Origin of the sequence: Pseudomonas sp. MPC6 (assembly GCF_006094435.1) — a bacterium.
In the GTDB taxonomy this organism is placed as follows: Bacteria; Pseudomonadota; Gammaproteobacteria; order Pseudomonadales; family Pseudomonadaceae; genus Aquipseudomonas.
On the sequence record NZ_CP034783.1, the window covers coordinates 5,429,332 to 5,452,679 of the forward strand.

The following is a 23,348-nucleotide window of genomic DNA, read 5'->3' on the forward strand; positions in this document are numbered from 1 at the left end:
CGTGTCGCCTCTGGTAACAAGTTCCTTTTGTGAGGGCCTGCAGCAGTTTTGAGCATCGGGCATCACCCGTTAAAAACTTCTGGAGAACGATGCTCAGACTGAATTTCTGAGCGTTGGAATGAGAACAGGTTTTTTAGCGGGGGAAACCAAACCGGTCCATTGTGGCCGGTTTTTTGTGGGGGTAAAAACCTGAAATACACAAATGTCCTCTTTGGCAGTCCTTGCCTTTTCAGCGCTTCAAGCCCTCCTAGACTACCTTCAAGCGAATGCGAGCCTGAATTTGGTGGTTATAGTGTTGATAACAATTTTTCAGTAGGTATAGTAACCACCTAAGCACACCACAGGGAGGTGTTGTGAATAGCCGATTTTTGATAAACCAAATCATGGCGGACGGTTGGTATCTGGTGCGGATCAGGGGTAGTCATCATCATTTCAAGCACCCTACCAAGCCTGGCCTTGTGACCGTTCCACACCCTAAAAAAGATCTGCTCAAAAAAACAGCTATCAGTATTTTGCAACAAGCACTGCTCTGATAAGCCTGTTGCGCAGGGTCCGCGGAGGATTAAACGAACATGCTTTACCCTATTGCGATATCGATGGGCGACGACGAACACGCCTGGGGCGTAGAAGTACCGGATATTCCCGGCTGTTTCTCGGCCGGTGAAGATTTGGACGACGCCATGGCCATGGCCCGCGAAGCCATTGAAGGTCACTTCGAGATCCTGGCCGAGGATGGCGCGCCGATTCCATCAGCCAACAAAGTCACTCTGCATGCGGCCAATCCTAAATACGCCGGATGTACGTGGGCATTGGTGGATATAGATGTCACCAAATACCTGGGCAAAGCCCAGAAGCTCAACATTACCCTGCCCGGCTATCTACTGACCCGGATTGACGAGTACGTGTTGCATCATCCGGAAGAGAAAAGCCGCTCCGGATTTCTGGCCTCGGCTGCACTCAAGGTGTTGCAGCAGGGCTGAGAACGGGAACGGCCGATGATGAGGCGGGTTAAGGTTCAGCGCTGAATAGAGACCCGCTGGGCAAATTAGACGGATGACGTTCAGCGTCACCTGTACATTTTTGCATCAACGGGTCGCAACAATAAACAACCGCGGGAACGGCAGCAGCACCGAGCCATCGGCCAACGGCGGATAAGCACGCTCGATGGCTGCCTGATATTGCTTGAGGAACTGCCCCCGCTCCGCTTCATCCAGCGGCTCGAGAAACGGTCGCAATCCACTGCCCTTGAACCACTCGACCACACCAGCCGCGCCGTCCGCGAGCGGATGGTGATAAGTCGTGCGCCACACATCAACCCGGGAACAGTGGGGGCGCAGCATCGAGTAGTAACCGCTGGCACTGTCCATTTCCGTCCGCTGCCCGGCGACGCCTGCCAGTTTGCCGACCCACGGCCCATCGGCCGCGACTTCGCGCATCAAGCGGTGCGAGGGCTCGTTGAGGTTATCCGGCATCTGGACGGCCAGACTGCCGCCGGGCGCCAGCTTGTTCACCAATGCCGGCAGCAAGTTCGCGTGATCCGGCAGCCACTGCAGCACCGCATTGGCAAAGATCACATCGAACGGGCCGCTTTCGTTCCAGGTATCGATGTCAGCGGTATCGAATTGCACCTGCGGCAAACGCCGGCGGGCGGCGTCGATCATGTCGGTCGAACTGTCCAGCCCTCGCACCGCGGCGTTGGCGAAGCGGTCCACCAGCAACTTGGTCGAGTTTCCGGGGCCGCAACCGATGTCGATGGCCGAGCGCACGTCAGTGCCGGGAATGGCCGCCAGCAGGTCACGGGCCGGGCGCGTGCGTTCATCTTCAAAAGCGACGTATTGTTTGGCGGACCAACTCATTGCGTTCTCCTGTCTGTGCGTTTCTGCAAAACGGGTCACCAAGATACAGCGCCCCTGTCGATCTGACCTCCCCTGAAGGATCCATCTGTCAACATCATGAAAGGATGTCCATTATGACTTCCGAACCGAGATCCCCTTCAGCCAGTACCGCGACAGCCAACAATGCATTGCTGATCGTCGACGCCGAATCGCTGCTTTCACGTAATCAGCAGTCCGGCATGGATTCGCAAAGTCCGACCGTAAATGAACAAGGCCTGATTTTTTAATCAGTCGCGGCTCAACATCACCAACCACTGAAAATGACAGCCTGACAACACTTGGCACCAGCAACGGAAAGCATTTCCACATCCGCAACAGGACCATTCGCTTGCTCGCCGAACACAGCGTGGTGTTCTACGGATACTCAAAAAAAACCGGCCTCCAGGGCCGGTTTGTGGTCGCCGATCAGTCATCGTGGTTAGTCGTAATACCCTACAGTTTTCTTCAAGTGGTCCGAATAATCGTAGATTTCATCAATTGAGCCAATCGGATGCCGCGTCTCGTTTTTTCCTTCGTCAAAGATTCCGATGTACTTCTGTGAGCGATTGAAGTGCAGACGGCAAATTGGTTTGCGGTTGTTATCGTCGAGTAGAATGCCGAAATAACTCTGGGTGTCGCGCTGAACAATTCGCTTTGCATCGACTACAGATCGAACCACGGCACGGACGATGTGATAGCCCTCTAATTCTTCCAACGTCGTCAGAACCTTGTCCTCTGATTCATCCCGCGCATCTGGCTGTGCAGCACCACTGGAAGAAGCTGGCAAAGAAGCTAACGCTGGTTGAATGGCACCACTCATAGCCGACTTGAGCCGGTCATTGATTTGGTCGTTCAGAAACTGCACGACCGCTTTTCTCGTCAGTTCATGAAACTGCTCTCGGACTTTCTGCGTGATGACACCGTCGTACACTCGAGAAGCGAAGACTTTCACAAAGTCGTCATCGGGCTTGCTGACCTGCGAAGCAATGACCTTTTTGATTTGACTGACGTACTTCAACTCCCCTGCAGCGCTGATGATCGAATCCACATCGAATGCAGATTTGGTGAGCTTGACCAGTTCAGGGACGGAGTACTCGTCAATGTCCAACAAATCGAGTTCAAGGAAGGGTTTCTCATCCATCTTGTTGGGCGCATCCAGGTCAGTGAAAAACTTGTATACCTGGCCGTTGGTAAGAATGGAGATTCGGGCGCTGGTGACATGGAAATAACGGAAAAGCTGCGAGGCGTGATTGATGTGCAACGACTCGCCTATTTTTTTGCACTCGATGAGGATCTGAACCTCTCCTCCTTTCATGATCGCGTAGTCAATTTTTTCCCCTTTTTTCGTTCCAATATCGCAAACGAATTCTGGAGTCACCTCAGTCGGATCGAACACATCGTAGCCCAGTACCGTACTGATAAAGGGCATGACAAACGCGTTCTTCGTCGCTTCTTCCGTTTGAATTGCGGCGCCTTGCAAACGAACTTTGGCGGCTAAACTTGCTAACTTTTCGAAAAATTCCATAAGCGGCTTCTTCCTGGTTCGATCCGTGTGTTTGCATGCTGGCAAATTGACTTCCCTTGATACTAGTCACAAACCGTCACAAAGAAAGATTCAGGGGGAAACATTCAGCAATCAGAAAGCGTCTCCTCAAAGGGGACACCGCAAAGACGTGGATGCTGCTTTTCGAAAACCGATTTTGGCCGAATAGAAATGTAAGCAGAATTTTCAGCATGCCGGCGCTGTCACAAAATCAGGCGCATCCCAATAAGGAACAAGGCAATGAAATTCGCAAAAATCTCGCAGAAACTCGCTCTGTGGGCCGGTAGCCCCAAGACCTTCATGGGCGCGCTGATCCTGATTGGTCTGTGGGGTCTGAGCGGTCCGATTTTCGATTACAACGACACCTGGCAGCTGATCATCAACACCTCCACCACCATCATCACCTTCCTCATGGTGTTCTTGATCCAGAACACGCAGAACCGCGATACCGACATTCTGCACCTGAAGATCGATGAATTGCTGCGGGTCAACAAGGAGGCGCGCAACGCGATGCTGGGGCTCGAATTGCTCGATCTCAAGCAGCTGGAAGCCTTGCGCAAACACTATCGCGCCATGGGCGAAAATGAGGTGTTCGACCTCGAAGGCCTCGTCTCCAAGGGCAAGCAAAAACCCAAGTGGGACGAGTGCTGAGCAAAAAAAAGGCGCCTGACCTGAGTCATGCGCCGTGCGTTTAACACTGCCCACTCCTAGCGACTGGCTTGCAGCGCCTTGGCCATCTGCAGATGGTTTTGCAGTTTGGGCAGGGTTTCTTCAGCGAAGGCTTTGATTTGCGGCACATCGGTGGTCTGCGCGGCCTGCTGCAGCTGCTCGATGGCTTCCTGGGTGGTTTTCACCTGGCTGGCCGCGTAGGTCTGGTCGAAGCTTGCGTCAGCTTTCACTTCCGGCATCAGGGCCTTGGCCTTGTCGACCACTTCTTCGCGCGGGGCGACTGGCAAATCCAGTTGCTTGGCGATTTTCGCCAGATGCTGGTTGGCGGTGGTGCGGTCGTTGATGACGACGATGGTGTAATCCTTGACCTGTTTGGACTCGGACAATTGGTGCGCCAGGCGACTGGCTTCGATGTCGGCCATGCCTTTGGCCGAGGCATCATTGATGAATTCGGCAGGGGACTGGGCAAAGGCACTGCTGGCACACAGGCCCAGTAACGTGGCAAAACTGGCATTGCGTAATCGGGTGGCCATCCGGCTCATGGTCGCGCCCTCCTTCTCGTAAAATTCAAGCGGGAGCTTGCGCCCCCGCCTCTCAATCAAAACTACCTCAGCGACTATTTCGATTTCTGACCGCCTTTGCGGCCCATATCGGGTTTCGCAGGGTCTTTTTCGACAGTCGTAGTGGTAGTTTTCCCACCTTTGCGACCCGCTTCAGACGCCTTCGTTCGATCGTTGGCGAAGTTTCCCGAGTTCGAGTTTCTTGAGTTAGGCATGATTTTCTACCTCTTTTGATGAGCGCAGCGAGCATAAGCCCGCATAGAATCAGAATTTCGAACACCGCAAAGGTTTAGAAAAACATCGGGTCGACGCGACGAACGGTGGCGGCTTTTCAGGCATCCGGTGGCAGATGCCGCTGGCGTTTGGCGCTGTACATCGCCTCGTCGGCATGCCTGAACAACTGATGTTCCTCGGTGCCATGCTCGGGGTAATGCGCAACGCCGATGCTCGGCTGGATGTTCACGCTGTGCCCGTCCAGGCGCAAAGGCTGGGAGAGGACCTGGCGGACTTTTTCCGCCACGTTGCCGGCGTCGTCGCAGGCGTGGATGCTGTGCAGCAATACGACAAACTCGTCACCGCCGATGCGCGCCACCGTGTCCGTTTCGCGCACGCAGTGCGTGAGCCGATTGGCGACCGCTTGCAGCAACATGTCGCCCACCGCGTGGCCGTGGGTGTCGTTGACCTCCTTGAAGCGGTCGAGATCGATGTACAGCAAGGCCATTCGGCCGCCGTCTGCCCGGGCCAGTACCAATGACGCTTTGAGTCGCTCACGGAGCAACTCGCGATTGGGCAACTGGGTGAGTTGATCGTACTGGGCCATGCGCTGCAGCCGGGCATGCAATTGCTTGCGTTCGATCGCCGTCGCGACCTGGGCGCAAACGTACTGCAACAGCTCCTTGTCCTGCTCCGTGTAGCGCTCGCCACCGGGCACGCTTTTGACGATCAGCGCACCGATGGTGCCGTTTTGAGAACTCAACGGCACGCCCAGCCAACAGGACGATTGCTGGTTCGCGACCAGCGCCTCATACCCTTCAGGCACATTGGCCAGTTCCGGGGTCAGCAGGATCGGCTGGCCGCTGCGAATGACCTCGGCGCACAGACGCCCGGTGATCGTTCCGGGCTGTTCGGGTTGCAGTTCATGGTCGTCGACGTGATACGGAAAATCCAGCTGCCCGCAATGTTCGTCATACAAGGCGACGGAGAAATTCAGCGCCGGCAGCCATTCGCCGATGAGCAAATGGATGCGCTGGAACAGCGCGAGCAAATCTTCCGTGACGTGAGCGGCTTCGGAAATTGCGTACAGCGCCGCTTGCCGGGCCTCGGCCTCCTTGCGCTCGGTAATGTCGCGGGCCACGGCGATGCGCAGTTGGTCGACTTCCGACCAGCGGGCCGACCAGAGGATGTGCACCACCCGGCCATCCTTGCGCAGGTAGCGATTCTCAAAGTTGAGCTTGGGCTCGCCGCCCATGATTTCCCGGGCGGCGTCGAGGGTGCGCTGCCGATCGGCGGGATGCACCAGATCGATCATCGGCTGGCCGATCAACTCGTCGGGGGTGTAGCCGAAAATGCGCTCGCAGGCTGCGCTGACAAAGACGAAGCGACCTTGTTTATCGACCGCACAGACAGCGTCCAGCAAGAGATCGAGGTAGCTTGCCTGAGGCGCTGAATTTCTGGTTGCCATGGTGCGTTGGGCGCTTCCCGAGAATGCAGCAAAAAAAAACCATCCCGACCGATCAGTGCCGCTGACGCGTCCGTGCCATCAGCCTCACGCCTTGTTCGGCATCAGCCCCGGCAATGCATGCACCAGGGCGTTGATGGCGAAACCGATGAACATCACCCCGCACAACCGGGTGATCGCCAGTTCATGCCGCTGATACAGGCTGCGCACCCGCCGCGCACCGACGATGCCAATGAGGATAGCGTAGGCCATGAGGCCGCCGACGAAGCTCAGAACAATCAACCACGGCAACATTGACCAATTCAGCAGTTCTGCGCGGCTCGAGAGCAGCGCGGTAAACGTCGCGACCGCCACCGGATAAGCCTTCGGATTGGTCAGGCCAAACAGAATGCCGTGCCAGAACGGCTGCCGCGCCGGGCCTTGAGGCGCCTCGACACTGCTGCGACGAGCACGCACCGCCCGCACACCGAGCCAGAACAGATAGAGCCCGCTGAGCACGCCCAACACATCGAAGGCTGTACTGCCGATTTCCCGCGCACCGACAATCGCGATCAATGCGGTGCTGCACCAGACCACATCCCCCAGCAAGTGCCCGCAGAGAAACCCCGCCCCGGCCCGCCGGCCATGCGCCGCGCCGATGCCGAACACCGCCAGCACCCCCGGCCCCGGCGTGATGCCGTAGATAAAGCCCGAGGCGAGAACGGCCAAAAGTAGCGATGGGGTCATGGGAAGTCCTTGTCGAGCCTGGATGAATGCGCGCCAGTTTATCGCAGGTCTCCGGGACGGTGGGGCGTTCCTCAAGGTCGGTCTTGACCTGGGGATGCCGCTGGTTGAACCGAGGGAGATCGGAGGTGTGGGCGGCGGAGGGGTTACAGCGGGGATACGTGCGGTCGAGCGGTCAGGTCGATGCAAAGGGCTCGCATAACGACCAACATGGCAACATCACGAGCAATCGTCCTACACATAAATCTCTCGTAACACTCAAGCTTCTCGGAAACGGCCGATTCAACGCCTCAGGCGCAGTCTGTAAAGTCTGGGTACACAAACAGTTGGCAACACTACTCAAGGACAGATACGTCAAATGGACTCAGTAAATACCTTCACCAACTATAGAAAACTGATTCACTGCGGTGAAGCGGCGCAGGCCAACTGCATCGCCGTAGAACTGGCCAACCTCGGTTTTTTCACTTCGGCAGTCTTTTTTCCGGTGGTGGCACAAGGTAATGCCGCCATCAGAATTACTCTGCGTGCCGATATGGATCCGTCGCTTATCTGCCACTTCTGCGAACTCCTCACCGAGCTTTTACGCACACACGTTGGGAGCCTCAGCGACTGAAATCCTGGGAAGACTCCATGAATACCACCCTCCTCGTCACCTGCAGCACAGTTTTTCTCGCTCAATTGGGCATGAGCATTTATCTGCCCGCCCTGCCGGAGATGGCTGGAAGCCTTTCCGCCGACGCCTCGCAGCTTTCATGGGGACTGGCGGTGTACCTGATCGGCATGGCCCTGCCGATGCTGTTCTGGGGCAGCCTGGGCCAGCGCATTGGCCGAAAGCCCGTGTTGCTCGCCGCACTCGGTACCTATGGAGCGGGCAATCTGGCGCTTCCACTGGCCGAGTCGCTTGAATCGTTCCTGGTGCTACGACTGGTTTGATGGCGGGGGTTGTAGTGCGAGTTACGTTCCCGCTACTGACCGAGGACAACGTTCGATCGTCCGCCTGGCCGAGCTACTGGCGCATTCTGTGTGATCGGGCCTTTCTGTTGCCGGCCCTCGCCGGCGGTCTCGGTTATGGCGTGATCATCGCGTTCAACACAGCCGCACCGCTGATTCTGCAAGGACCGTTCAATTGGTCGGCCGTCGAGTACGGGTTGTTGGGCTGGCCCATCAGTGCGGCGTATTTTCTGGGGGCGCTGGGGGTCAATGCCTTTGTGCTGCGTACCGGTCAACGCAGGCTGATGACAGCTGGCGCAGGGCTGGTGCTGGCTGGCAGCGCAGCGATGTTGCTGGGGAGTATCGCGGGCACTTCAGTGGCCTTGCTGTTCTGGCTGCCGTATTGCCTTGCCGTATTCGGCCAGTCGTTGAATTACCCGATCAGCCTGTCGCTGGCCAACGCCGGTTCGCCGGTCGGCGGCGCTTATGCGATGGCGTTGGGCGGTTTCATTCACCAACTGATGGCTGCCGCCATCGGCGGGGTCGCCAGCCTGATCGCCAGTCCGCAGGCCTGGCCACTGTCGCTGTTATGCACCTTGCTGGCGGTGGGCGCGATGCTTTGCGTGATGCTCGCGCCCAAGGGTAAATCCATTTAGAACGCGCTGCGGAACATTTCCTCGATCTGCCGCTGATCCGCCACCCGCGGATTGGTCAGGCCACAGGCATCTTTCAAGGCATTGCTGGCAAGCATCGGGATGTCGTTGAGTTTGGCACCGAGCTCACGCAAACCGGCGGGGATGTCCACGTCCCTGGACAGGCTGCGGATGGCCGCGATGGCAGCTTGAGCAGCTTTTTCCGGGCTGAACCCATGAGTGTCGACGCCCATTGCCACGGCAACATCGGCCAGGCGATCGGCGCACTGCAGCGCGTTGAAGCTTTGCACATGGGGCAACAGCACGGCGTTGCATACGCCATGGGGCAAGTCGTAGAACCCGCCCAGCTGATGAGCCATGGCGTGGACGTAGCCCAGCGACGCGTTGTTGAACGCCATGCCGGCGAGGAACTGTGCATACGCCATGTTTTCCCGTGCCGCCAGGTCGCTGCCGTCGCTGACGGCCAGGCGCAGGTTGTTGCTGATCAAGGTGATGGCCTTGAGTGCGCAGGCATCGGTGATCGGGTTGGCGGCGGTGGAGACGTAGGCTTCGATCGCATGGGTCAATGCATCCATGCCGGTGGCCGCGGTCAGGCCTTTGGGCATGGCGACCATCAGCGCCGGGTCGTTGACCGACATCAGCGGCGTGACGTTGCGGTCGACGATGGCCATTTTCACATGGCGGGATTCGTCGGTGATGATGCAGAAGCGGGTCATTTCGCTGGCCGTGCCGGCGGTGGTGTTGATGGCGATCAACGGCAGTTGCGGTCGGGTGGACTGATCCACGCCTTCATAGTCGCGGATCTGTCCGCCGTTGGTCGCGCACAAGGCGATGCCTTTGGCGCAGTCATGGGGCGAACCGCCACCGAGGGACACCACGAAATCACAGCGGCTTTCCTTGAGCAGTCCCAGGCCAAGCTCGACGTTGGCGATGCTCGGGTTAGGCTTGGCGCCGTCAAAGATCACCGAGTCGATGTCCAGCACCGCCAGCTTCTGGGCAATCATCTTCGCCACGCCGGCCTTGGCCAGCCCGGTGTCGGTGACGATCAACGCCTTGCGAAAGCCGTATTTGCCAATGGCGACCATGGCTTCGTCGAGGCAGTCGATGCCCATGATGTTCACGGCGGGGATGAAAAACGTGCTGCTCATGAGCGAATTTCCAATCTGGGGCCGAATCGGAGGGCGGATCCAGCGGGCGCCCACAGGATCGGCCCTTCGGTTGCGCAGTAACTTGATCTGGCTCAAGTCCCGGTCGTGATAAAGTCGCCGCCCATCAGACCTTTTGCTTTGAGACGCCGACTGCAATGACCGATTTCCAGGATGTCGATGCCCAGCTTGAAGACTGGAACGCCTTGCGCGCCACCGCCTCTTTCAGCGGCCTGCTGGTGGGCAATGGCGCCAGTCGCGCAGTGTGGGATGACTTCGGTTACGACTCGCTGTTTGAGAACGCCCGCACCGTCGAAGAAAAACCCTTGGGCCAGTCCGAGCTGAGCGTGTTCGACGCCCTGCAGACTCGCAGCTTCGAACAGGTGCTCAGCGCGCTGAAAACCACCAGCCGGGTCAACAAGGCCCTCGCCGTCAGCTCCGCCGCACCGCGCAACCGCTACTACGCGATCAAGGAAGCGCTGATCAACACGGTGCACGCGGTGCACATCCCGTGGCGGCTGGTGGTGCCTTCGACCCTGGCGACGATCAATCAGGAACTGGGCCGCTACCGGACGGTGTTCACCACCAACTACGATTTGCTCAACTACTGGGCGACCCAGCACCAGCCTGACTCGATCACGGATCTGTTCCAGGGTGCCGAGCCAGGCTTCGACCTGAGCGCCACGGCCACCGATAAAACCCGGCTGCTGTACCTGCACGGTGGCTTGCATCTGGTGCGCAACCAGGACGGCACGGCGCGCAAGCTGATGTCGACCGCGGGTACCTTGCTTGGCAGTTTCGCCATCAACAACTCGATCAAGACCCTCGACAATGTGCCGCTGTTCGTCAACGAAGGGCCGGCTCAGGACAAGCTCAAGACCATCCGCAGCTCGGATTATCTGTCGTTCTGCTATGACCAGTTACTGGGGCATGGCGATGGGTTGTGCATCTTCGGTCATGCCTTGGGCGAGCAGGACAGTCATATCGTCCATGCGTTGCGCCACGCGAAACCGACGGTGGTGGCAATCTCGATCAATCCACGCAGCAAGGCGTTCATCCAGCATCAGAAGCGCCATTACGCGAAGGTGTTTGAGGGGACGGGGAGTGAGTTGCGGTTTTTTGACTCGAAGACCCATGCGCTGGGTAGCCCGAAGCTGACCGTGCCGGTCGAGGTTTAGCCGCGACGCGGCTACCCCTGCAGGAGCTGGCTTGCCAGAGAAGAGGCCGTCACATCCGATAATGATGTTGCCTGACACGCCGCCTTCGCTGGCAAGCCAGCTCCTACAGGGGTGTGGTTAGAGCACCGGCAGGGTCTTGTCCTTGATCACCTTGGTCGGACCATTGGCCTTGACGCTGGCGATGCCTTTTTCCAGCGCCGCAGCGGACGCGTATGACTCGCTGCTGCCGATAACCTCGTGGTTACCGGCCTTGAGGTTGAAGTAAGGATGGCCATCCCGGGTGGTTTTCTTTTCGTAGCGTTCATCCAGCGGGCTGTTGGCCTGAACGGATGCGATGCCTTTGTCGGCGGCCGCACGGGTGGCGTACAGCTCGCTGGTCAGAATGGTTTCGGCGTTGGCGGCCTTCAGGACAAATTTGAACTGACCATTGCTGCTTTTGCTGACTTCGTACCATCCAGACATGTTCGTTCTCCTTGGCGATTGAGAGGTTTCGCGCTTCAGAGTAAAGCCTATTTCACCCCCGCCCGCACCACCGACAACGCCGGCGCCTGCCCCCGTCGCTGACTCAGGTATCGCGTACAGCTCACCCGCAAAAACGAAGCGAAATTGACCACCTCACCGCGATAGTCCATCACCTCTTCATACAGCTTGGCGATCAACTGATTGGTGGTCATGCCGTCGACTTCGGCGATTTCGCCGAGGATGTCCCAGAACTGATTTTCCAGGCGCAAGGTGGTGACCACCCCGCAGATTCGCAGCGAGCGGGAGCGCGATTCGTAGAGAATCGGATCGGCTTTGACGTAGAGCTCGCACATGCACAGGTCCCTCGTTACAGCGTAATTTTGGTGCCCAGCAAGCCGAGGAAACCGGCCAGCCAGCTCGGATGGGCGGGCCAGGCCGGGGCAGTGGCCAGATTGCCTTGAACGTGACCTTGCGTCACCGGGATATCGATGAACGTACCGCCCGCCAGCCGCACTTCCGGGGCACACGCCGGGTAGGCGCTGCACTCGCGACCTTCCAGAATGCCCGCCGCCGCCAGCAACTGCGCGCCGTGACACACGGCAGCGATCGGTTTGCCGGCCTTGTCGAATGCTCGCACCAGGTCCAGGACTTTGTCGTTCAGGCGCAGGTACTCCGGCGCACGACCGCCCGGCACCAGCAGTGCGTCGTAATCCGTTTCGGCCACCTTGGCAAAATCGAAGTTCAGGGCAAACAGGTGGCCGGGTTTTTCACTGTAGGTCTGGTCGCCTTCGAAGTCATGGATCGCCGTGCGCACGGTCTGGCCGGCGGTTTTGTCGGGGCAAACGGCGTGCACCGTATGACCGACCATCAGCAGTGCCTGGAAGGGCACCATCACTTCATAGTCCTCGACGTAATCGCCGACCAGCATCAGAATTTTCTTGGCAGCCATGGGGTGGACTCCTCTGGGGAACAGGTGGGCTCGCAGGAGTATTCAAGGTAGTCCTTAATCAGCAAGACAGGTAATACCCGACTACTACGCCGATCACTTGTAGAGCTGGCTTGTCGGATCGCCGCACCGCAGCGAAAGCGGTGGGTCAGTCGACATCAATGTTGAATGTCAGGCCGCCTTCGCTGGCAAGCCAGCTCCTACTTTGGGGGATTACCCCCAACTGTACGCCTAACTCTGCACCTAGCTGTAACAGCGCAGACGCCACGGTTTATGGCTAGATGAGGGCTCTTCCCGCCACCTTCGATTCCGGTTGCCATCATGTCCTCGCGCGAAAACACCGGCATGGCCCTCGGCCTGCTCGGCGTTGTGATCTTCAGCCTCACCCTGCCCTTCACGCGGATCGTCGTGCAGGAACTCCATCCGTTGCTCAACGGCCTGGGCCGTACAATGTTCGCGGCGGTTCCGGCGGCGCTGTTGTTGCTGTGGCGCCGGGAACGATGGCCCACGTGGAAACAGGTCAAAGGCCTGAGCCTGGTGATTGCCGGGGTGATCCTCGGCTTCCCGGTACTCTCGGCCTGGGCCATGCAAACCTTGCCGGCGTCCCACGGTGCGCTGGTCAATGGCCTGCAACCGCTGTGCGTGGCGCTGTACGCCGCCTGGTTGTCCCATGAACGACCGTCGAAAGCCTTCTGGGCCTGCGCGGCACTGGGCAGCGCGCTGGTGCTCGGGTATGCGTTGATCAGCGGTGCCGGCAGCATTCAGACCGGTGATTTGCTGATGCTTGGGGCGATCGCCGCGGGTGGCCTGGGTTATGCCGAAGGCGGCCGGCTGGCCAGGGAAATGGGTGGCTGGCAGGTCATCTGCTGGGCGCTGGTGCTGTCGACACCGCTGCTGATCGGACCGGTGCTGTACCTGGCGCAGCAACATCAAGGCGAGATTTCGGCCAGGACCTGGTGGGCGTTCGGTTACGTCTCGCTGTTTTCGCAGTTCATCGGCTTCTTTGCCTGGTACGCCGGGCTGGCCATGGGCGGCATTGCCCGGGTCAGTCAGATCCAGCTGTTGCAGATCTTCTTCACCATCGCGTTTTCGGCATTGTTCTTCGGTGAACACGTCGAGCCGATCACCTGGCTATTTGCCGCCGGAGTGATCGTGACGGTGATGCTGGGGCGCAAGACCGCAGTCAAGCCCCCTGTGGGAGCGAGCCTGCTCGCGAAGGGTCCGTAACTACCAACATCTTTATTGACTGCCTGTCCGCCTTCGCCGGCAAGCCGGTCTCGCTCCCACAGGGGTCAGAGGTAGCCGTCGGCTCGCAGCAGGGTTTCGAGGCAATGCTCGCTGATGTGGTAAAAATCCTTCAGTTCCTGAATCTTCACCAACAGCTGCGCCGGGTCCACCGGTTCGGCGCGCTTGACCGCCAGGATCATCTTGTTCTTGTTGGTGTGCTCCAGCGAAATGAACTCGAAGACCTTGGTCTCGTAGCCGCAGGCTTCCAGAAACAAGGCGCGCAAACTGTCGGTGACCATTTCCGCCTGTTGGCCCAGGTGCAGGCCGTATTGCAGCATCGGCTTGAGCAGCGCCGGGCTCTGGATCTGCAGGCGGATCTGCTTGTGGCAGCACGGCGAGCACATGATGATCGAGGCCCCGGAACGAATGCCGGTGTGAATCGCATAGTCGGTCGCGATATCGCAGGCATGCAGCGCGATCATCACGTCCAGTTCACTCGGTGCGACGCTGCGCACATCACCGCATTTGAACACCAGCCCCGGATGCTCCAGCGTTGCCGCCGCGGTGTTGCACAAGGTGACCATGTCTTCACGCAGCTCGACCCCGGTCACCTCGCCTTCGGCGTTCAAGGTATTGCGCAGATAGTCGTGGATCGCGAACGTCAAATACCCCTTGCCCGAACCGAAATCCGCGACGCGTACCGGCTTGTCCAGCGCCAGGGGTGAGGAGGTCAACGCGTGGCTGAAGACTTCGATGAACTTGTTGATCTGCTTCCACTTGCGCGACATCGCCGGGATCAGTTCATGTTGCCGGTTGGTCACGCCGAGGTCGGCGAGGAATGGCCGGCTCAGGTCGAGAAAGCGGTTTTTCTCGCGGTTGTGTTCGGCGGACGGCACTTCGCGTAATTGCTGAGGTTTGCTCTTGAACAACGAGGACTTGCCCTTTTTGCTGTATTCGAGCTGGACTTCATCAGTCAACGCCAGCAAATGCGCATTTTTGAACGAGGCCGGTAGCAACCCGGCGATGGTCGCGATGCCCTCGGCAAGCGCCAGATTCTTGGTGATGTCGCGGGTCTTGTAACGGTAGACGAAGGACAGGCAGGGCTGATCCTTGACCGTCAGCAGCTTGATGTTCAGCCGCTGCAGGTCGGTCTCTGTGCCAACGTACTTGGCCAGCACCAGCTTGATGAAAGCGTTCTGCTTCAGACTGGATGTCAACAGGTCGATAAACTGCGCGTGATGATCCGGCGTGAGGCTGGCGGTAACGGACATGTAGAAAACGTCTCGGCGTGGAAATCGGGGAATGACCGGCATTTTAAGGGGGATAGGGGGTTTCGGCACGGGGTTATTTTTTCCACAGGTCCCGGCCACGCCGCCAGGACCTGAATACGCCCGTTGAACCCTCAGGGTTCCACCAACCGCAGTTTACGGTGGATGGGCGAGTTGATGACGTATTTGACAATCAACCCCACCGGCACCGCCCAGGTCAGGCCGTTGGCCGGATCAGTGACCACGGCGACGGTTTCGGAGCTGGCCGAGACATCCAGACGCCGGCGATCCTGGCTGGACTTGAGCGCTCCATAGGCATGGCTGACCAGTCGCTCCGCCAGAGGCATCGGCACATCGATACGCTCCAGGTGCTTCACCGCACGACAGAACAACACCTGATCATCGATCGATCCGTCGCCCTCATGGCGGGCCAGGAATGCCTGGGCGACGGCTAGCAACTCAGCATTCATTGCCTGGCATTCATCGCCGTCCTTCATGTCAATGACTCCTGTGGCGTTTCCGCCAACGAGGTCGTCACCGCAACGGGCCGAGCGGCGCGACGCAGGTCGGGCCCCGCACAGGGCAAGTGCACGGCCGGGTTGGGCATGCCACTGGGCGAAAGCTCATGGGTCATTTCAAACTCGGCCCGAACCGCCCAACCGCACGCCTCCGACGTACATTGCAGATACGCCACCCGCAGGAAAATATGACGACCCTCGCTGGTACGAATACGCATCCGGTTCAGGCAATGCGGACACACCATTTTGTAAGTACTCATGCTTGACTCCTGGCAGTGATCGGGTGGCAATCAATAGGATCAAACGCAATACTGCTTGAAACATTGATCACCCCGGGTCGGTTTTGCAAATAGCGTTTGCCAGACAACGGGAAGTGCAATGGGCAACTCCGTAATATGCACGAGTCAAGCTCGTAGGAAATCACCCTGCTACCATTAGGAAGTTTCGACATCGTAGTGTTCTGATTCATAGTTGACGATTGATCACTCACAAGAAAAAAGTACGCGATATGCGTAATTTAGACACTCAAAATGCACGTGTCAAAAGGAAGAGGCTCAAATTGAGTAGCAAAAAATCACAAGATGTCCTGACTCGCTTAAAGCTGATAACAGGCACAAAAACTGATGCTTCGTTATCAAGCGCGCTGCAGATCAGCCCTCAAACACTGAGCAGCTGGAAAGGACGCGACAGCACGCCATACTCATTATGCGTAGACATAGCACAAACGCGGGGCATCTCGCTCGACTGGCTACTGCTGGGTGAAGGCCCTGTCCTGCGCCATACACTGGCCGCGCCCCCCGCTGACACTGAAGAAAGCAACTCACGGGAAAACACCATGCTCGCGCTCTGGCGACTGCTCGGCGAAGAGGATCGCTGTTCCATACAACACGCACTGGAAGAAAAATGGCGACTGCGCGATATGGAACTCAAGCTGTCGGAAATGGCCTCTACCCTCGCGGCACTGCAACATTCAGACGACAGATAAAGTTCATGTAAGCCGACATTCCGTTACTTCAAGGCATGCCACAACAACATAATGTTGCCGCTGCTGCGCATAATCAGTGCGCATGACAAAACGCTCGTCACTGCATGCCATGGACTTACCGGAGCAAATGTCAGCAGTACATCCATACCGGCAAGGCAGAACACCCCTCCGCACACACTGCTCAACAGTCCGTCACGCCAGCAATGACGTTGTTAGCTGCGCTGATAACAGGCAAGCCTGAACGCACTCAGCAAATGAGCAACAGCCGTGACGAACACCAACGCCATCATTTCACCCCCATCATCCCCGCCCCCGCAGGTGCCGAATGATTTCGCCGATACCGGCACCGTCAATCCACTGCATCAGCTTGATGCTGATGGGGATAACGATCAGTGCGCAGAAAAAGGCGGTCACGCCGCCGGTCAGGAACGGGGCCAGCCGCAACGCAACCGGGGTAAACAGATAGCCGACGCCCGCGGACAGCAACCAGGAACCGATACGCTGCCAGGCCTTGAAATTGCTCCCGGTCGTGGTCACGAGCCACGCGCCCAGCGCCGCACCGAACAAGGCCTCGCCATCGATCGAGGGCAGCGTCGCGATGCCCAGGCCCAGCATCAGCCCACTGAGGCTGTTGTAGATCGAGTCAGTCAGGCTCATGGGTGCCTCTCGGATCGATCATTTCCCACAGCAATGAGGCCCGTCTCAATGGCCTTGAGCAAAGCGGCACGGCGCGAGCTGACGGCAAACTTGCGGCGGATATTGGAGAAGTGGAAATTGATCGTGGAGACCGAGCAATTCTGAATCCTGGCGATCTCCCAGGAGGTTTTTCCTTGGTAGCACCAGATCAGAGCTTGTTTTTCTTTCGCCGTCAGTCGGGCCGATGGGGCATTTGCGGCGCCACCGGGCACTGCATAAGCAAAAGAGTCGAGCGGTTGATGCATTGACATGACAAGAACTCCCTCTATGTCAGAACACCCTTGACCGGGCGCTCACTGTTAGAGAGAGATGTTGAAGACAGGCCTGCACTCAGACAACGCGTGGAGGTTGTAGCGACGCGAGCTACATAAACAGACCCAGTCCTCAGCCAAGCACCACCAACCGGTTGGGCAACTCATTGCGCACATGGGTCACCGGCACATGCACCTTGAGCAATTCGCCGCAGGCTTCGACGCAGGTGACAAACCCCTGCAAGGTCTGCCCCTGTTTCACCTGTTGAGTGAACGCCGTCACGATCGAGTCCCAGTTTTCGTTACCCAGGCGCTGCGAAATCCCTTCATCCACCAGGATTTCCACATAGCGCTCGGCTTCCGAGACGAAAATCAGCATGCCGGTGCTGCCCATGGTGTGGTGCAGGTTTTGCTCCAGGAACTGCCGACGGGCCAGGTTCGAGGCGCGCCAGTGGCGCACCGAGCGCGGGATCAGGTGCGTGGTGACCTGCGGAATCCGGAACACCAGGCACAGCACGATAAAGCTGACCCATTGCACCAGCAGCAGGCTGTGCAGAGTCAGCCAGCCGGTCAGGTAGTGCACGACACCCGGCACCACCAGCGCCAGCAGACTGGCCCAGAGCAACGGGATGTAGGCATAGTCGTCGGCACGGGCCGCGAGCACTGTCACCAGTTCGGCGTCGGTATCGCGCTCGACCCGGGCAATCGCCTCGGCGACTTTGCGTTGTTCGTGTTCAGTCAGTAATGCCATGTTCAAAGATGCCTGTTCGCTATTGTTTTACCGCTGTCATCACCAGCCGCCCGACGAACCGCCGCCCCCGAAACTGCCCCCGCCGCCACTGAAGCCCCCGCCGCCGCCACCACCAAAACCGCCTCCGCCAAACCCGCCTCCCGAGCGGCCCCGGCCGCCACCGCCCCCGCTTGGCAGGATACCGAGCACCTGGCAGACGAACATCGTCAGGATGAACAGCATCACCAGAAACACCAGCAACCCCGGATGCCGCGAAACGAAGTCGCTTTGCTGATCGCCTCGGGACTCGTACACCGTGGACGGTTCATCCAGCGGGTTTCCTCCCAGCACCACCAGCATCGCCGCGACCCCGTCGCTGATGCCCTTGCTGAAGTTGCCGGCCTTGAACGCCGGGGTGATCACCTGATTGATGATCACCGAACTCTGCGCATCGGTCAGGCGCTCTTCCAGGCCATAACCGACTTCGATGCGCAACCTGCGCTCATCGCGAGCGACGATCAGCAACGCGCCGTTGTTCTTGTCCTTCTGGCCGATGCCCCAGTGGCGCCCGAGCTGATAACCGAAGTCCGCGATGTCAGTGCCCTGCAGATCCGGCAACGTGACCACCACCAACTGTTCACCGGTGGCCTTTTCATGGGCGTCTAGCTGCTGGGTGAGCTGCTCGCGCACCGACGGCTCGATCATTGCGGCGTTGTCCACCACCCGCCCGGTCAGTTGCGGAAACTTCAATTCGGCCTGGACCGTCAGGGCCAACACCCAGAGCAACAGCACCAGGCCAACTTTCAACACGCGCATTGGCAACCTCATCCATGGTGACGCATCTAACCTGAACCGGCGCTTACTTGAACTTCACTTCAGGCGCTTTCTGCGCATCGGGGCTGGTGGCCTCGAAGGTTTCGCGCACGGGCAGATCGCTGTACATCACCGTGTGCCACAGGCGACCGGGGAAGGTGCGGATTTCGGTGTTGTACTTTTGCACCGCCAGAATGAAATCCCGTCGCGCCACGGCGATGCGGTTCTCGGTGCCTTCAAGCTGCGACTGCAACGCGAGGAAGTTCTGGTTGGCCTTGAGATCCGGATAGCGCTCGACGACCACCATCAACCGGCTCAATGCGCCGGTCAGCTGATCCTGGGCCTGCTGGAACTGTTTGAGTTTCTCCGGGTTGTCCAGGGTGTTGGCATCGACCTGAATCGAAGTGGCCTTGGCCCGGGCTTCGACCACCGCGGTCAAGGTCTCCTGTTCATGCTGCGCGTAGCCCTTGACGGTTTCCACCAGGTTGGGGATCAGGTCGGCGCGGCGCTGGTACTGGTTCTGCACCTGGCCCCAGGCGGCCTTGGCCTGTTCGTCGAGGGTCGGAATGTTGTTGATGCCGCAGCCGGCCAGCAAGCTGGTCAGTAACATCAAGGCTGCGACCCGCAGACTGTATCGATAGTGGTGTCGTACGTTCATCTGGTTGACGCTCCCTTGCACATTCCGTTGAAAAACAACCTGCGAACTTTGAGACGGCTCTTGGGGCATAATCTATGCCGCCACTGGCATGCATCGAGCCAATGGGCTAAAAGATGCCCCAGCGCTAAAACACGATAGAAGTGTGCTGCATTTACCTGAACAACAATAGTCGCTCCCTAAATTTTGGCTGACCGGCGCGTATTCACTGCCGTTTAGGCTTTAGAGAAAACCATTCATGAAGAAGCTGTGTTTGCTGGGCCTGTTCGTCAGCCTGGCCAGTCATACCGTATTGGCCGCCACGACGCCCGCACCTCTGGAGAACAAGGACGCCTTCGTCAGCAACCTGATGAAGCAAATGACCCTCGATGAAAAAATCGGCCAGCTGCGCCTGATCAGCATCGGCCCGGAAATGCCTCGGGAGCTGATCCGCAAGGAAATCGCCGCCGGCAACATCGGCGGCACGTTCAACTCGATCACCCGCCCGGAAAACCGTCCGATGCAGGACGCGGCCATGCGCAGCCGGCTGAAGATCCCGATGTTCTTCGCCTATGACGTGATCCACGGCCACCGCACGATTTTCCCGATTCCGATAGCCTTGGCTTCGAGCTGGGACATGGACGCCATCGGCCTGTCCGGGCGCATCGCCGCCAAGGAAGCCGCGGCGGACAGCCTCGACATCACTTTCGCGCCGATGGTCGATATCTCCCGCGACCCACGCTGGGGCCGCACCTCCGAAGGCTTCGGCGAAGACACTTACCTGGTGTCGCGCATCGCCGGTGTCATGGTCAAAGCCTTCCAGGGCGCGGGCGCAAACGCGGCCGACAGCATCATGGCCAGCGTCAAGCACTTTGCCTTGTACGGCGCGGTCGAGGGCGGTCGCGACTACAACATCGTCGACATGAGCCCGGTCAAGATGTACCAGGACTACCTGCCGCCGTACCGCGCCGCGATCGACGCCGGTGCCGGTGGGGTGATGGTTGCGCTGAACTCGATCAACGGCGTGCCGGCCACCGCCGACACCTGGCTGATGAATGACCTGTTGCGCCAGCAATGGGGCTTCAAGGGCCTGGCCGTCAGCGACCACGGGGCGATTTTCGAACTGATCAAGCACGGCGTCGCCCGTGACGGTCGCGAAGCCGCGAAGCTCGCCATCAAGGCCGGCATCCACATGAGCATGAACGACACGCTCTATGGCAAGGAACTGCCAGGACTGCTCAAGGCCGGCGAGATCCAGCAGAGCGACATCGACAATGCCGTGCGTGCCGTGCTGGGCGCCAAATACGACATGGGCCTGTTCAAGGACCCGTACCTGCGCATCGGCAAGGCTGAGGATGACCCGGTCGACACCTACGCCGACAGCCGCCTGCACCGCAGCGAGGCCCGCGATGTCGCGCGCCGCAGCCTGGTGTTGCTGAAAAACCAGGGCGACACCCTGCCGCTGAAGAAAACTGCGAAAATCGCCCTGGTCGGCCCGCTGGCCAAGGCGCCGATCGACATGATGGGCAGCTGGGCCGCGGCGGGCCGGCCGGCTCAATCGGTGACCCTGTTCGATGGTATGACCCATGCGTTGGGCGCACAGTCGACGCTGATCTACGCCCGTGGCGCCAACATCACCGGCGACAAGAAAGTCCTCGATTACCTGAACTTCCTCAACTTCGATGCCCCGGAAGTGGTGGACGACCCGCGCTCGGCCCAAGTGCTGATCGACGAGGCTGTGAAGGCCGCCAAGGATGCCGATGTCGTCGTCGCAGCCGTGGGCGAGTCCCGTGGCATGTCCCATGAGTCGTCGAGCCGTACCGACCTGAATATTCCGGTCAACCAGCGCGAGCTGATCAAGGCACTGAAAGCCACCGGCAAACCGCTGGTGCTGGTGTTGATGAACGGCCGCCCGCTATCGATTCTCGAAGAGAAGGAACAGGCTGACGCGATCCTGGAAACCTGGTTCAGCGGCACCGAAGGCGGCAACGCCATCGCCGACGTACTGTTCGGCGACTACAACCCGTCGGGCAAACTGCCAATCACCTTCCCGCGCTCGGTGGGGCAGATTCCGACCTACTACAACCACCTGAGCATCGGCCGGCCGTTCACGCCGGGCAAACCGGGCAACTACACCTCGCAGTATTTCGATGACACCACAGGTCCCCTGTTCCCGTTCGGTTTTGGCTTGAGCTACACCGATTTCAGCCTGACCGACATGGCCTTGTCCTCGACCACGCTGAACAAGACCGGCAAGCTCGACGCCAGCGTCATGCTGAAAAACACCGGCAAGCGCGACGGCGAAACCGTGGTCCAGTTGTACATCCAGGACGTGACCGGCTCGATGATCCGACCGGTCAAGGAACTGAAGAACTTCCAGAAAATCATGCTCAAGGCCGGCGAACAAAAAGTCGTGCACTTCACCATCACCGAGGACGATCTGAAGTTCTTCAACGGCCAGCTCAAGTACGTGGCGGAACCGGGCAAGTTCAATGTGCAGATCGGCCTGGATTCACAGGACGTGACGCAGCAGAGTTTTGAATTGCTGTAATCCCTGACACACCGCACCCCTGTAGGAGCTGGCTTGCCAGCGAAGGCGGCTTAACTTCCAACGAAGATGTTGAATGTTATGGCCCCTTCGCTGGCAAGCCAGCTCCTACAGAGGGGCGATGTCAACCCTGCCGACCCAACAGATTCAGGGCCGATGTCAGCCCCGCCGATCCAGCAGATTCACCACCAGCCGGTCCACCCATCCCCACACCCGTTGATTCACCCGTCGCCACAGCGGCCGGCGTTGCCACGCCTCGAGGCTGACCTCCTGGCTCAGGGCAAAGTCCTTCTCGAAACTCGCCGCCACCGCACGTGTCAGCCCCGCATCCAGCGCTTCAAGGTTGGCTTCCAGGTTGAACCGCAGGTTCCAGTGATCGAAGTTGCACGAGCCGATACTCACCCAGTCGTCGATCAGCACCATTTTCAGGTGCAGGAAACACGGCTGGTATTCGAAGATTTTCACCCCGGACTTGAGCAGTCGCGGGTAGTAGCGATGCCCGGCGTAGCGCACCGATGGGTGGTCGGTGCGGGGCCCGGTCAGCAGCAGGCGCACATCGATGCCGCGGGCGGCCGCCCGGCGCAGTGAGCGCCGGACTTTCCAGGTCGGCAAGAAATACGGGGTGGCCAGCCAGATCCGCCGCTGGCCACTGTTCAGCGCGCGAACCAGCGATTGCAGGATGTCCCGGTGCTGACGGGCGTCGGCATACGCGACCCGGCCCATGCCCTCGCCCATGGACGGCACGCGCGGCAGACGCGGCAAACCGAAGTTCGACGCCGGTTTCCAGGCACGGCGATGGCGGTTGGCGATCCATTGGCGATCGAACAGCAACTGCCAGTCGATGACCAGCGGACCGCTGATTTCCACCATCACTTCGTGCCATTCGCTGATGTCTTCGCCCGGCGTCCAGAATTCATCGGTCACGCCCGTGCCGCCGACCACAGCCAGACACTGGTCGACCAGCAACAGCTTGCGGTGATCGCGGTAGAAATTGCCCACCCAGCGCCGCCAGCTCAGGCGATTGTAGAATCGCAGCTCGACACCCGCGGTTATCAGCCGCTGTCGCAGGGTCAGCGTGAACGCCAGACTGCCGTAATCGTCAAACAGGCACCGCACCCGCACACCGCGCTCGGCGGCCTGGACCAGCGCCTGGACCATGGCTTCGGCACAGGCGCCCGCCTCCACCAGGTACAGCTCCAGCTCCACCTGTTCTTCGGCGCGGGCAATCGCGACCAGCATCCGCGGAAAAAACTGCGGGCCGTCGATCAGCAGCTCAAACGCATTGCCTTCACGCCAGGGGAAAATTGCGCCGGCCAT

27 protein-coding genes and 2 pseudogenes are annotated in these 23,348 nt (G+C 59.1%); 10 read left to right on the forward strand and 19 right to left on the reverse strand.

What is annotated here, in order from left to right:
* The first annotated feature begins 353 nt into the window (after positions 1 to 353).
* Both ELQ88_RS27160 and ELQ88_RS27165 read left to right on the forward strand, forming a co-directional pair.
* Positions 354 to 533, forward strand: coding sequence for a type II toxin-antitoxin system HicA family toxin (locus ELQ88_RS27160; protein ID WP_138968871.1), 180 nt, complete (start codon positions 354 to 356; stop codon positions 531 to 533).
* A 39-nt stretch (positions 534 to 572) separates the two neighbouring features.
* On the forward strand, positions 573 to 980 hold the full coding sequence (locus tag ELQ88_RS27165) for a type II toxin-antitoxin system HicB family antitoxin (protein WP_138968873.1): 408 nt from the start codon (positions 573 to 575) through the stop codon (positions 978 to 980).
* 105 nt (positions 981 to 1,085) lie between these two features.
* Here the strand turns inward: ELQ88_RS27165 and tam are convergent, their stop codons facing one another.
* Positions 1,086 to 1,856, reverse strand: a complete 771-nt coding sequence (gene tam / locus ELQ88_RS27170; RefSeq protein WP_138968875.1) for a trans-aconitate 2-methyltransferase — start codon at positions 1,854 to 1,856, stop codon at positions 1,086 to 1,088.
* Positions 1,857 to 1,969: 113 nt separating this feature from the next.
* Here tam and ELQ88_RS34200 point away from each other — a divergent pair, with 113 nt between their 5' ends.
* Positions 1,970 to 2,122: a hypothetical protein gene (locus ELQ88_RS34200; protein WP_161599987.1), complete on the forward strand. Its 153-nt coding sequence runs from the start codon at positions 1,970 to 1,972 to the stop codon at positions 2,120 to 2,122.
* Between the two features lie 191 nt (positions 2,123 to 2,313).
* Here the strand turns inward: ELQ88_RS34200 and ELQ88_RS27175 are convergent, their stop codons facing one another.
* Positions 2,314 to 3,399, reverse strand: a complete 1,086-nt coding sequence (locus ELQ88_RS27175) for a type I restriction endonuclease (RefSeq protein WP_138968877.1) — start codon at positions 3,397 to 3,399, stop codon at positions 2,314 to 2,316.
* Between the two features lie 258 nt (positions 3,400 to 3,657).
* Here ELQ88_RS27175 and ELQ88_RS27180 point away from each other — a divergent pair, with 258 nt between their 5' ends.
* Positions 3,658 to 4,068, forward strand: a complete 411-nt coding sequence (locus ELQ88_RS27180) for a low affinity iron permease family protein (protein ID WP_128870727.1) — start codon at positions 3,658 to 3,660, stop codon at positions 4,066 to 4,068.
* Positions 4,069 to 4,124: 56 nt separating this feature from the next.
* Here ELQ88_RS27180 and ELQ88_RS27185 read toward each other — a convergent pair whose 3' ends face one another.
* The 4 genes from ELQ88_RS27185 to ELQ88_RS27200 form a co-directional block, all read right to left on the reverse strand.
* Positions 4,125 to 4,628, reverse strand: a complete 504-nt coding sequence (locus tag ELQ88_RS27185) for a DUF4142 domain-containing protein (protein WP_128870726.1) — start codon at positions 4,626 to 4,628, stop codon at positions 4,125 to 4,127.
* Between the two features lie 74 nt (positions 4,629 to 4,702).
* The gene (locus tag ELQ88_RS27190) at positions 4,703 to 4,861 is read right to left on the reverse strand and encodes a KGG domain-containing protein (protein WP_082930399.1); all 159 of its coding nucleotides are present in this window, start codon (positions 4,859 to 4,861) and stop codon (positions 4,703 to 4,705) included.
* A gap of 116 nt (positions 4,862 to 4,977) precedes the next feature.
* Positions 4,978 to 6,327: a diguanylate cyclase gene (locus tag ELQ88_RS27195; RefSeq protein WP_138968878.1), complete on the reverse strand. Its 1,350-nt coding sequence runs from the start codon at positions 6,325 to 6,327 to the stop codon at positions 4,978 to 4,980.
* A gap of 84 nt (positions 6,328 to 6,411) precedes the next feature.
* Complete coding sequence (locus tag ELQ88_RS27200) at positions 6,412 to 7,050, reverse strand: LysE family translocator (RefSeq protein ID WP_138968879.1); 639 nt, start codon at positions 7,048 to 7,050, stop codon at positions 6,412 to 6,414.
* A gap of 388 nt (positions 7,051 to 7,438) precedes the next feature.
* Between ELQ88_RS27200 and ELQ88_RS27205 the strand changes: the two are divergent.
* Positions 7,439 to 7,660: pseudogene (locus ELQ88_RS27205) on the forward strand (2-amino-3-ketobutyrate CoA ligase); the annotation flags it as partial.
* 17 nt (positions 7,661 to 7,677) lie between these two features.
* A pseudogene (locus ELQ88_RS27210) lies at positions 7,678 to 8,633 on the forward strand (MFS transporter).
* Here the strand turns inward: ELQ88_RS27210 and yiaY are convergent.
* Entirely contained in the window at positions 8,630 to 9,778 is a 1,149-nt protein-coding gene (gene yiaY, locus ELQ88_RS27215; protein WP_128870721.1) for an L-threonine dehydrogenase, read from the reverse strand. The pseudogene ELQ88_RS27210 and the gene yiaY overlap by 4 nt on opposite strands.
* Before the next feature lie 155 nt (positions 9,779 to 9,933).
* On the opposite strand from yiaY, the gene ELQ88_RS27220 reads away from it, so the two are divergent.
* Complete coding sequence (locus ELQ88_RS27220) at positions 9,934 to 10,953, forward strand: DUF4917 family protein (protein ID WP_138968880.1); 1,020 nt, start codon at positions 9,934 to 9,936, stop codon at positions 10,951 to 10,953.
* Positions 10,954 to 11,070: 117 nt separating this feature from the next.
* On the opposite strand, the gene ELQ88_RS27225 is transcribed toward ELQ88_RS27220, so the two are convergent.
* The 3 genes from ELQ88_RS27225 to ELQ88_RS27235 are packed head-to-tail and all read right to left on the reverse strand — an operon-like array spanning position 11,071 to position 12,364.
* Positions 11,071 to 11,415, reverse strand: coding sequence for a YegP family protein (locus ELQ88_RS27225; RefSeq protein WP_138968881.1), 345 nt, complete (start codon positions 11,413 to 11,415; stop codon positions 11,071 to 11,073).
* A 47-nt stretch (positions 11,416 to 11,462) separates the two neighbouring features.
* A complete protein-coding gene (locus ELQ88_RS27230; RefSeq protein ID WP_128870718.1) occupies positions 11,463 to 11,768 on the reverse strand; it encodes a ribbon-helix-helix domain-containing protein in 306 nt (101 codons plus the stop codon).
* 14 nt (positions 11,769 to 11,782) lie between these two features.
* Complete coding sequence (locus ELQ88_RS27235; protein WP_128870717.1) at positions 11,783 to 12,364, reverse strand: DJ-1/PfpI family protein; 582 nt, start codon at positions 12,362 to 12,364, stop codon at positions 11,783 to 11,785.
* A 318-nt stretch (positions 12,365 to 12,682) separates the two neighbouring features.
* On the opposite strand from ELQ88_RS27235, the gene ELQ88_RS27240 reads away from it, so the two are divergent.
* A complete protein-coding gene (locus ELQ88_RS27240) occupies positions 12,683 to 13,588 on the forward strand; it encodes a DMT family transporter (RefSeq protein WP_138968882.1) in 906 nt (301 codons plus the stop codon).
* A 65-nt stretch (positions 13,589 to 13,653) separates the two neighbouring features.
* On the opposite strand, the gene ELQ88_RS27245 is transcribed toward ELQ88_RS27240, so the two are convergent.
* The 3 genes from ELQ88_RS27245 to ELQ88_RS27255 form a co-directional block, all read right to left on the reverse strand.
* Positions 13,654 to 14,859, reverse strand: coding sequence for an SAM-dependent methyltransferase (locus ELQ88_RS27245; protein WP_138968883.1), 1,206 nt, complete (start codon positions 14,857 to 14,859; stop codon positions 13,654 to 13,656).
* Between the two features lie 131 nt (positions 14,860 to 14,990).
* Positions 14,991 to 15,353 (reverse strand): hypothetical protein, encoded by a 363-nt coding sequence (locus tag ELQ88_RS27250; protein ID WP_138968884.1) that lies wholly within the window; start codon positions 15,351 to 15,353, stop codon positions 14,991 to 14,993.
* Positions 15,350 to 15,634 carry an ogr/Delta-like zinc finger family protein gene (locus ELQ88_RS27255; protein ID WP_128870713.1) on the reverse strand — a complete coding sequence of 95 codons (285 nt, stop codon included), beginning with the start codon at positions 15,632 to 15,634 and terminating at the stop codon, positions 15,350 to 15,352. The genes ELQ88_RS27250 and ELQ88_RS27255 overlap by 4 nt, the downstream gene beginning before the upstream one ends.
* 248 nt (positions 15,635 to 15,882) lie before the next feature.
* Between ELQ88_RS27255 and ELQ88_RS27260 the strand changes: the two genes are divergently transcribed.
* Positions 15,883 to 16,359 carry a helix-turn-helix domain-containing protein gene (locus ELQ88_RS27260; RefSeq protein WP_138968885.1) on the forward strand — a complete coding sequence of 159 codons (477 nt, stop codon included), beginning with the start codon at positions 15,883 to 15,885 and terminating at the stop codon, positions 16,357 to 16,359.
* A gap of 300 nt (positions 16,360 to 16,659) precedes the next feature.
* Here the strand turns inward: ELQ88_RS27260 and ELQ88_RS27270 are convergent, their stop codons facing one another.
* From ELQ88_RS27270 to ELQ88_RS27290, 5 genes are all read right to left on the reverse strand, one after another.
* Complete coding sequence (locus tag ELQ88_RS27270) at positions 16,660 to 17,016, reverse strand: putative holin (RefSeq protein ID WP_128870710.1); 357 nt, start codon at positions 17,014 to 17,016, stop codon at positions 16,660 to 16,662.
* On the reverse strand, positions 17,013 to 17,306 hold the full coding sequence (locus ELQ88_RS27275) for a helix-turn-helix domain-containing protein (protein WP_224790894.1): 294 nt from the start codon (positions 17,304 to 17,306) through the stop codon (positions 17,013 to 17,015). The genes ELQ88_RS27270 and ELQ88_RS27275 overlap by 4 nt, the downstream gene beginning before the upstream one ends.
* Positions 17,307 to 17,439: 133 nt before the next feature.
* Entirely contained in the window at positions 17,440 to 18,057 is a 618-nt protein-coding gene (locus ELQ88_RS27280; protein WP_138968886.1) for a TPM domain-containing protein, read from the reverse strand.
* Between the two features lie 39 nt (positions 18,058 to 18,096).
* On the reverse strand, positions 18,097 to 18,852 hold the full coding sequence (locus ELQ88_RS27285; protein WP_138968887.1) for a TPM domain-containing protein: 756 nt from the start codon (positions 18,850 to 18,852) through the stop codon (positions 18,097 to 18,099).
* 43 nt (positions 18,853 to 18,895) lie between these two features.
* Entirely contained in the window at positions 18,896 to 19,507 is a 612-nt protein-coding gene (locus tag ELQ88_RS27290) for a LemA family protein (RefSeq protein ID WP_128869354.1), read from the reverse strand.
* A 235-nt stretch (positions 19,508 to 19,742) separates the two neighbouring features.
* Between ELQ88_RS27290 and bglX the strand changes: the two genes are divergently transcribed.
* The gene (gene bglX, locus ELQ88_RS27295) at positions 19,743 to 22,034 is read left to right on the forward strand and encodes a beta-glucosidase BglX (protein WP_138968888.1); all 2,292 of its coding nucleotides are present in this window, start codon (positions 19,743 to 19,745) and stop codon (positions 22,032 to 22,034) included.
* Positions 22,035 to 22,190: 156 nt separating this feature from the next.
* On the opposite strand, the gene ELQ88_RS27300 is transcribed toward bglX, so the two are convergent.
* Positions 22,191 to 23,348, reverse strand: a complete 1,158-nt coding sequence (locus tag ELQ88_RS27300; protein ID WP_138968889.1) for a phosphatidylserine/phosphatidylglycerophosphate/cardiolipin synthase family protein — start codon at positions 23,346 to 23,348, stop codon at positions 22,191 to 22,193.

Coding starts and splice junctions, on each gene's coding strand:
- ELQ88_RS27165 (WP_138968873.1), top strand. CDS start 573: ATGCTTTACCCTATTGCGATATCGATGGGCGACGACGAACACGCCTGG.
- tam (WP_138968875.1), bottom strand. CDS start 1,856: ATGAGTTGGTCCGCCAAACAATACGTCGCTTTTGAAGATGAACGCACG.
- ELQ88_RS34200 (WP_161599987.1), top strand. CDS start 1,970: ATGACTTCCGAACCGAGATCCCCTTCAGCCAGTACCGCGACAGCCAAC.
- ELQ88_RS27175 (WP_138968877.1), bottom strand. CDS start 3,399: ATGGAATTTTTCGAAAAGTTAGCAAGTTTAGCCGCCAAAGTTCGTTTG.
- ELQ88_RS27180 (WP_128870727.1), top strand. CDS start 3,658: ATGAAATTCGCAAAAATCTCGCAGAAACTCGCTCTGTGGGCCGGTAGC.
- ELQ88_RS27185 (WP_128870726.1), bottom strand. CDS start 4,628: ATGAGCCGGATGGCCACCCGATTACGCAATGCCAGTTTTGCCACGTTA.
- ELQ88_RS27190 (WP_082930399.1), bottom strand. CDS start 4,861: ATGCCTAACTCAAGAAACTCGAACTCGGGAAACTTCGCCAACGATCGA.
- ELQ88_RS27195 (WP_138968878.1), bottom strand. CDS start 6,327: ATGGCAACCAGAAATTCAGCGCCTCAGGCAAGCTACCTCGATCTCTTG.
- ELQ88_RS27200 (WP_138968879.1), bottom strand. CDS start 7,050: ATGACCCCATCGCTACTTTTGGCCGTTCTCGCCTCGGGCTTTATCTAC.
- yiaY (WP_128870721.1), bottom strand. CDS start 9,778: ATGAGCAGCACGTTTTTCATCCCCGCCGTGAACATCATGGGCATCGAC.
- ELQ88_RS27220 (WP_138968880.1), top strand. CDS start 9,934: ATGACCGATTTCCAGGATGTCGATGCCCAGCTTGAAGACTGGAACGCC.
- ELQ88_RS27225 (WP_138968881.1), bottom strand. CDS start 11,415: ATGTCTGGATGGTACGAAGTCAGCAAAAGCAGCAATGGTCAGTTCAAA.
- ELQ88_RS27230 (WP_128870718.1), bottom strand. CDS start 11,768: ATGTGCGAGCTCTACGTCAAAGCCGATCCGATTCTCTACGAATCGCGC.
- ELQ88_RS27235 (WP_128870717.1), bottom strand. CDS start 12,364: ATGGCTGCCAAGAAAATTCTGATGCTGGTCGGCGATTACGTCGAGGAC.
- ELQ88_RS27240 (WP_138968882.1), top strand. CDS start 12,683: ATGTCCTCGCGCGAAAACACCGGCATGGCCCTCGGCCTGCTCGGCGTT.
- ELQ88_RS27245 (WP_138968883.1), bottom strand. CDS start 14,859: ATGTCCGTTACCGCCAGCCTCACGCCGGATCATCACGCGCAGTTTATC.
- ELQ88_RS27250 (WP_138968884.1), bottom strand. CDS start 15,353: ATGAAGGACGGCGATGAATGCCAGGCAATGAATGCTGAGTTGCTAGCC.
- ELQ88_RS27255 (WP_128870713.1), bottom strand. CDS start 15,634: ATGAGTACTTACAAAATGGTGTGTCCGCATTGCCTGAACCGGATGCGT.
- ELQ88_RS27260 (WP_138968885.1), top strand. CDS start 15,883: ATGCGTAATTTAGACACTCAAAATGCACGTGTCAAAAGGAAGAGGCTC.
- ELQ88_RS27270 (WP_128870710.1), bottom strand. CDS start 17,016: ATGAGCCTGACTGACTCGATCTACAACAGCCTCAGTGGGCTGATGCTG.
- ELQ88_RS27275 (WP_224790894.1), bottom strand. CDS start 17,306: ATGTCAATGCATCAACCGCTCGACTCTTTTGCTTATGCAGTGCCCGGT.
- ELQ88_RS27280 (WP_138968886.1), bottom strand. CDS start 18,057: ATGGCATTACTGACTGAACACGAACAACGCAAAGTCGCCGAGGCGATT.
- ELQ88_RS27285 (WP_138968887.1), bottom strand. CDS start 18,852: ATGCGCGTGTTGAAAGTTGGCCTGGTGCTGTTGCTCTGGGTGTTGGCC.
- ELQ88_RS27290 (WP_128869354.1), bottom strand. CDS start 19,507: ATGAACGTACGACACCACTATCGATACAGTCTGCGGGTCGCAGCCTTG.
- bglX (WP_138968888.1), top strand. CDS start 19,743: ATGAAGAAGCTGTGTTTGCTGGGCCTGTTCGTCAGCCTGGCCAGTCAT.
- ELQ88_RS27300 (WP_138968889.1), bottom strand. CDS start 23,348: ATGGCCGGCGCAATTTTCCCCTGGCGTGAAGGCAATGCGTTTGAGCTG.